The sequence below is a fragment of the Hydrogenophaga sp. genome (assembly GCF_048549895.1).
Lineage (GTDB): Bacteria > Pseudomonadota > Gammaproteobacteria > Burkholderiales > Burkholderiaceae_C > Hydrogenophaga.
Genome location: NZ_JBLYYB010000221.1, coordinates 1 through 6,519, shown reverse-complemented (window position 1 = coordinate 6,519; position 6,519 = coordinate 1). Strand labels below are relative to the sequence as shown.

Here is a 6,519-nt window from a genome sequence, read left to right as displayed (position 1 = left end):
GGGATGACGACCCAGTTGCGGTGCAGATTGGCACCACTGATCTTCTTGATGCGCGAGAGGTCCTTGCGCTCCACCGGGCCGAACTTGGTGAAATCGACCTTGGGCCAGGGCAGCAGGTCGAGGCCGACGCCGGAACCGCCCGTCGCTGCAGGAGCCTTGGCAGCTTGCGCCTTGGTCTGGGCCGCGCCTGCCATCACCTGCTTGGTGAAGGTCTGCACGTCGTCTTGCGTGATGCGACCCTTGGGTCCGGTGCCCTTGACTTCGTCGATGGGCACGCCCAGTTCACGGGCGAACTTGCGCACCGAGGGCGATGCGTGCGGCAGGCCCGCTGTGGGCGTGCCAGGCTGGTGGGCGGGCACGGAGGCCGTGGCAGCGACCGGTGCAACGGCTGCTGCAACCGGTGCGGGGGCTGCAACAGGCGCAGCAGCGGGAGCCGCCGCCGGCGCTGTGGGCGCTGCAGCGGCAGCAGGCCCATTGCCCGCCACGCCTTCCAGCATGGCCACGAGGTCGCCGATGTTGACGGTGTCCCCAATCTTGACCTTGAGCTCCTTGACCACGCCAGCGGCGGGCGACGGAATCTCCATGGAGGCCTTGTCGGATTCGACGGTGAACAGCGATTGTTCGAGCTTGATGGTGTCGCCCACCTTGACCAGCAACTCAATGACGGCCACGTCCTTGAAGTCACCGATGTCGGGCACGCGCACTTCCACCGGGCCTGCAGTTGCAGGGGCTGCAGCGGGTGCAACCGGTGCTGACGCAGCGGCTGCAACGGGGGCGGGGGCAACAGCTGCAGGGGCTGGCGCAGCAGCCGGGGCTGAGGCAACCGCGTCTGCCGACTCGACCACGGCAATCACAGAACCCTGCTTGACCTTGTCGCCCAAGGCGATCTTGAGTTCCTTGACCACGCCTGCGTGGCTGGACGGAATCTCCATCGATGCCTTGTCCGATTCGACGGTGATGAGCGACTGCTCAGCCTTGACCGTGTCGCCCACCTTGACCAGCAGTTCGATCACGCCCACTTCGTCGAAATCCCCGATGTCCGGGACTTGAATGTCTACCAATGCCATTGTTGTCTCCGTTCGGTTTACGCGTACAGCGGGTTGACCTTGTCGGCCTGGATGTTGTACTTGGCGATCGCCTCAGCCACCTTGGTGGCGGGCAGCACGCCGTCTTCGCTCAGCGCCTTGAGCGCAGCGACCACGATGTAGTGGCGGTTGATCTCGAAGTGCTCGCGCAACTTGCTGCGGAAGTCACTGCGGCCAAAGCCGTCGGTGCCCAGCACCTTGTAGGTACGGCCCTTGGGGATGAACGGACGAATCTGCTCTGCATAGGCCTTCATGTAGTCGGTGGATGCGACCACGGGGCCTTGCGATGCGGACAGTTGCTGCGTGACGAATGGCACCTTCGCTTCTTCGGTCGGGTGCAGCAGGCTCCAACGCTCGGCGTTCTGGCCGTCGCGGGTCAGTTCGTTGAAGCTCGGGCAGCTCCACACCGAGGCGGCGACGCCCCAGTCCTTTTCGAGCAGTTCTTGCGCAAAGAACGATTCGCGCAGGATGGTGCCGCTGCCCAGCAGTTGCACGGTGGGCGCGTCCTTGGGCAGTGCGGGCGCCTGTTTGCACAGGTACATGCCTTTGATGATCTGCTCTTCGGTGCCGGGCTGCAGGCCCGGCATGGGGTAGTTTTCGTTCAGCAGCGTCAGGTAGTAGAAAACGTTCTCCTGGCGCTCGACCATGCGCTTCATGCCGTCGTGCATGATCACCGCGACTTCGTGGGCAAAGGTCGGGTCGTAGCTCACGCAGTTGGGGATGGTGTTGGCCAGGATGTGGCTGTGGCCATCTTCGTGCTGCAGGCCTTCGCCGTTGAGCGTGGTGCGGCCCGAGGTGCCGCCCAAGAGGAAGCCACGGGCCTGCATGTCGCCCGCCGCCCAAGCCAGGTCGCCGATGCGCTGGAAGCCGAACATCGAGTAGTACACGTAGAACGGGATCATGATCCGGTTGTTCGTGCTGTAGCTGGTGGCCGCCGCGATCCAGCTGCTCATGCCGCCGGCTTCGTTGATGCCCTCTTGCAGGATCTGGCCGGCCTTGTCTTCCTTGTAGTACATGACCTGGTCCTTGTCGACCGGGGTGTAGTTCTGTCCTGCGGGGTTGTAGATGCCGATCTGGCGGAACAGGCCTTCCATGCCGAAGGTGCGCGCTTCGTCCACCAGGATGGGCACGATGCGCGGGCCCAGGGCCTGGTCCCGCAGGAGCTGGGTGAGGAAGCGCACGTAGGCCTGCGTGGTCGAGATCTCACGCCCTTCCACGGTGGGCTCCATGACGGCCTTGAATGTCTCGATCGACGGCACGGTGAAGCTTTCGTCGGCCTTCACGCGGCGCTTGGGCAGGTACCCGCCCAAGGCCTGCCGGCGCTCGTGCAGGTACTTCATCTCCGGCGTGTCGTCGGCCGGCTTGTAGAACGGGATCTTCGAGAGTTCGCTGTCCGGGATCGGCAGGTTGAAGCGGTCGCGGAAGATCTTGATGTCTTCGTCGGTGAGCTTCTTGGTCTGGTGCACCGTGTTCTTGCCCTCGCCCGACTTGCCCATGCCGAAGCCCTTGACGGTCTTGATCAGCAACACGGTTGGCTGGCCCTTGTGGTTGACCGCCTTGTGGTACGCCGCATAGACCTTTTGTGGGTCGTGGCCACCGCGCTTGAGGTTCCAGATGTCGTTGTCGCTCAGGTGGGCCACCATCTCCAGCGTCTTGGGGTCGCGGCCGAAGAAATGCTTGCGCACGTAGGCGCCGTCGTTGGCCTTGAAGGCCTGGTAGTCGCCGTCGACCGTGTCCATCATGATCTTGCGCAGCGCGCCGTCCTTGTCGCGCGCCAGCAGCGGGTCCCACTCGCTGCCCCACAGCAACTTGATCACATTCCAGCCGGAACCTCGGAACTCGCCTTCGAGCTCCTGGATGATCTTGCCGTTGCCACGCACCGGGCCGTCCAGGCGCTGCAGGTTGCAGTTCACCACGAAGATCAGGTTGTCGAGGTTCTCACGCGCGGCCAGGCTGATGGCACCCAGCGATTCCACTTCGTCCATCTCGCCGTCACCGCAGAACACCCAGACCTTGCGGTTCTCGGTGTTGGCAATGCCGCGGGCGTGCAGGTATTTCAAGAAACGGGCCTGGTAAATCGCCATCAGCGGGCCCAGGCCCATGGACACCGTGGGGAACTGCCAGAACTCGGGCATGAGCTTGGGATGCGGGTAGCTGGAGAGGCCTTTGCCGTCCACCTCCTGGCGGAAGTTGAGCAACTGCTCTTCGGTCAGGCGGCCTTCCAGGTAGGCGCGGGCGTACACGCCGGGCGACACGTGGCCCTGAATGTAGAGGCAGTCACCACCGTGGTTTTCGCTCTCGGCGTGCCAGAAATGGTTGAAGCCGGCGCCGAACATGTGGGCCAGCGAAGCGAACGAACCGATGTGGCCGCCCAGGTCGCCGCCGTCTTCGGGGTTGTGGCGGTTGGCCTTGACCACCATCGCCATGGCATTCCAGCGCATGTAGGCGCGCAGGCGCTCTTCAATTTCGATGTTGCCCGGGCAGCGCTCTTCCTGGTTGGCCTCGATGGTGTTCACATAGCCGGTGTTGGCCGAGAAAGGCAGGTCGATGCTGTTCTGGCGAGCCTCTTCCAGCAACTGTTCCAGCAAGAAATGGGCGCGTTCCGGACCCTCCCGCTCGATCACGGCGCCCAGCGCCTCCATCCATTCGCGGGTTTCCTGGCTGTCCAGGTCACCGGCGCCGCGGCCGTTCTGCGCGTTGTTCGCTGCCATGCTTGTCTCCTGTTGGTTGAAATCGAGCTTACGGGGGGCATTCCGTGCTGTCACGGAGTTTCCCACAATGTTTTCCAGATTTCAATATGTGCTTTTAATTTCTATATTATGAAATTTAAGTGGCACACAAAAAACGCCGCCCAAGCAGTTGGGCGCTTCACAAATCGGAGCAAACAGGGCCTGCTCACTTAGACTCGGAAGGCTATGAGTCCAGCGCCCTCCTCGCCGCCATCCACCACCCCCAAAGCCGCCCAGACGCCTTGGTGGAAACGCTGGTGGCGCCGGCTTCCGCCCTCGCGCCAGGACCGGTTTGCCACGCTCGCGCCGCTGCTGTCGGTGCTGCTGTTCCTCTCGGCCATCGTGGTGGCCATCACTTACCTGCGGTTTGAGGAACTGGAGCGCGAACAGGAAGCCGTCACGCGCGATGTGGAGTACGCGCAGCAGCGCCTGCGCCTGCGGCTGCTGGAGCGCCAGGAACAGCTGATGCGCCTGGCCCGCGAAATCGACAACAAGGACATCGACACCGAAGAGTTTGTCTTCCAGGTCGAAGCCCTGGTAAGCCAGTTCCCCGAACTGCAGGCCGTGACCTGGGTGGATGCCCGGCGCAACGTGCTCGCCAGCTACGCATCACCCAGCGCACCACTGCGCCTGATGCGGCCCACCGGCAGCACGCTCTCGCCCAACGAAACCGACGGCACCTTCGACCTCGCGCGCGACCTGCGCCAGCCCACCTACTCGCGCCCGCTCGAAACACAAGATCCGCGCAACGCCACGCTGATGCTGCACGTGCCGCTGAGCGAACAAGGCCGCTTTGCCGGCACCGTCATGGGCGAGTACGCCATCGATGGGCTCATGCGCTTCGGCATGCCGCCGGAGATCATGGCGCGCTACGCGGTGGCGCTGGTCGACGACCGTGGCCAGGTGCTCGCAGGCAGCCTGCAGGCACCCAGCGACGTGTTGCGCCTGCTGCCGTGGTCGAACCCACCACTGGAACACGAGGTGCCGGTCTCGCCGGTGGGCAACGGCCTGATCGTGAAAGCCCAGGGCTACCGCACCTCGCAAGACATCGTGGGCAGCGGCTTCTTCTGGGTGATCGGCGCGCTCTCGGCGCTCACCGTGTGGATGCTGCTGGGCACCTGGCGCCACACGCGCCGCCGGGTGCAGGCACAGCAGGCGCTGGTGTCCGAGACCAACTTTCGCCGCGCCATGGAGAACTCCATGCTCACCGGCATGCGCGCACTCGACATGCAGGGCCGCATCACCTACGTGAACCCGGCCTTCTGCTCCATGACGGGGTGGACCGAAGGCGAGCTGGTGGGGCGCACCGCGCCGTTTCCTTACTGGCCCGACGAGGACCACGACCAGCTGACCGCTCGCCTTGAAGACGAACTGCGCGGGCGATCCACACCCGGCGGCTTCGAGGTGCGGGTGCAACGGCGCGATGGCAGCATCTTCGACGCGCGCATGTACGTCTCGCCGCTGATCGACCCCAAAGGTCATCAAAGCGGCTGGATGACCTCGATGACCGACATCACCGAGCCCAAGCGCATTCGCGAGGAACTCTCGGCGTCGTACGAGCGCTTCACCACCGTGCTGGAATCGCTCGACTCGGCGGTGTCCGTGGCGCCTCTGGGCAGCGACGAGATGCTGTTCGCCAACAAGATGTACCGCATGTGGTTCGGCACGCGCGGCCAGGGTCACCGTCACTTGGTCGACCTGGCAGGCAACCAGCCCACGCCCAGCCCGGACGACGGCGACGCAGTCGACGCCTTCGCCGGCATGCCCACCGAAACCCTCACGGACGCGGGCGCGGAAAACGCCGAGGTGTTCGTGGAAGAACTCGACCGCTGGCTGGAGGTGCGCACGCGCTACCTCACCTGGGTCGACGGTCGGCTGGCGCAGATGGTGATTGCCAGCGACATCACGCCACGCCGTTACGCCGAAGAGCAGGCCTCGCGCCAGGCCGAACGCGCGCAGACCGCCAGCCGCCTCATCACCATGGGCGAGATGGCGTCGAGCGTGGCGCACGAGCTCAACCAGCCGCTCACCGCCATCAGCAACTATTGCAACGGCATGATCTCGCGTGTCAACGAAAACAAGATCAGCACACAAGACCTGCTGGGCGCGCTGGAGAAAACCGCGCGCCAGGCGCAGCGCGCGGGCCAGATCATCCAGCGCATCAAGGCCTTCGTGAAGCGCAGCGAGCCCAACCCAGCGCCGTCCGACGTGGCACAGATGGTGAGCAACGCGATCGAACTGGCCGACATCGAACTGCGCCGCCACCAGGTGCGCCTGTCGCCTTATGTGGCGGCGCGCCTGCCCAGCCTGATGGTCGATCCGATCCTGATCGAACAAGTGCTGATCAACCTCTTGAAGAACGCGGGTGAGGCCATCATGCAGGCGGGCCGTGCGCCCGGTGAACGCTATGTAGAACTGCGCGTGGGGCCGCGCCGCCAGGACGACATGGAGGTGGTGGAATTCTCGGTGCGCGATTCGGGCAACGGCGTTCCCGACGAGATGATCGAACGCATCTACGAAGCCTTCTACAGCACCAAAAGTGAGGGCATGGGCATCGGCCTCAAGCTGTGCCGCAGCATCGTCGAATCCCACCACGGAAGGATGCAGGTGCACAACATCTACAATGGGGAAGAGGTTGTGGGTTGCTGCTTCAGTTTCTGGATTCCTGTGGTCTCCAGATTGACGGTCGGCGACGCATCAACCGG

The 6,519-nt window shown here is 64.1% G+C and carries 3 protein-coding genes; 1 reads left to right on the top strand and 2 read right to left on the bottom strand.

Annotation, left to right across the window (positions count from 1 at the left end; translation table 11 throughout):
- Positions 1–1,067: biotin/lipoyl-containing protein (locus ACN4F8_RS20765; RefSeq protein ID WP_419475317.1), on the bottom strand; the 1,067-nt coding region annotated here is incomplete at its 3' end.
- Positions 1,068–1,084: 17 nt separating this feature from the next.
- Positions 1,085–3,796 (bottom strand): pyruvate dehydrogenase (acetyl-transferring), homodimeric type, encoded by a 2,712-nt coding sequence (gene aceE, locus ACN4F8_RS20760; RefSeq protein ID WP_419475316.1) that lies wholly within the window; start codon positions 3,794–3,796, stop codon positions 1,085–1,087.
- Between the two features lie 204 nt (positions 3,797–4,000).
- On the opposite strand from aceE, the gene ACN4F8_RS20755 reads away from it, so the two are divergent.
- The coding region (locus tag ACN4F8_RS20755; protein WP_419475315.1) for a PAS domain-containing sensor histidine kinase at positions 4,001–6,519 on the top strand (2,519 nt) is incomplete at its 3' end.

Bases quoted from the DNA above. Each gene is read 5' to 3' on its own strand.
- aceE (WP_419475316.1), bottom strand. From the start codon at position 3,796: ATGGCAGCGAACAACGCGCAGAACGGCCGCGGCGCCGGTGACCTGGAC.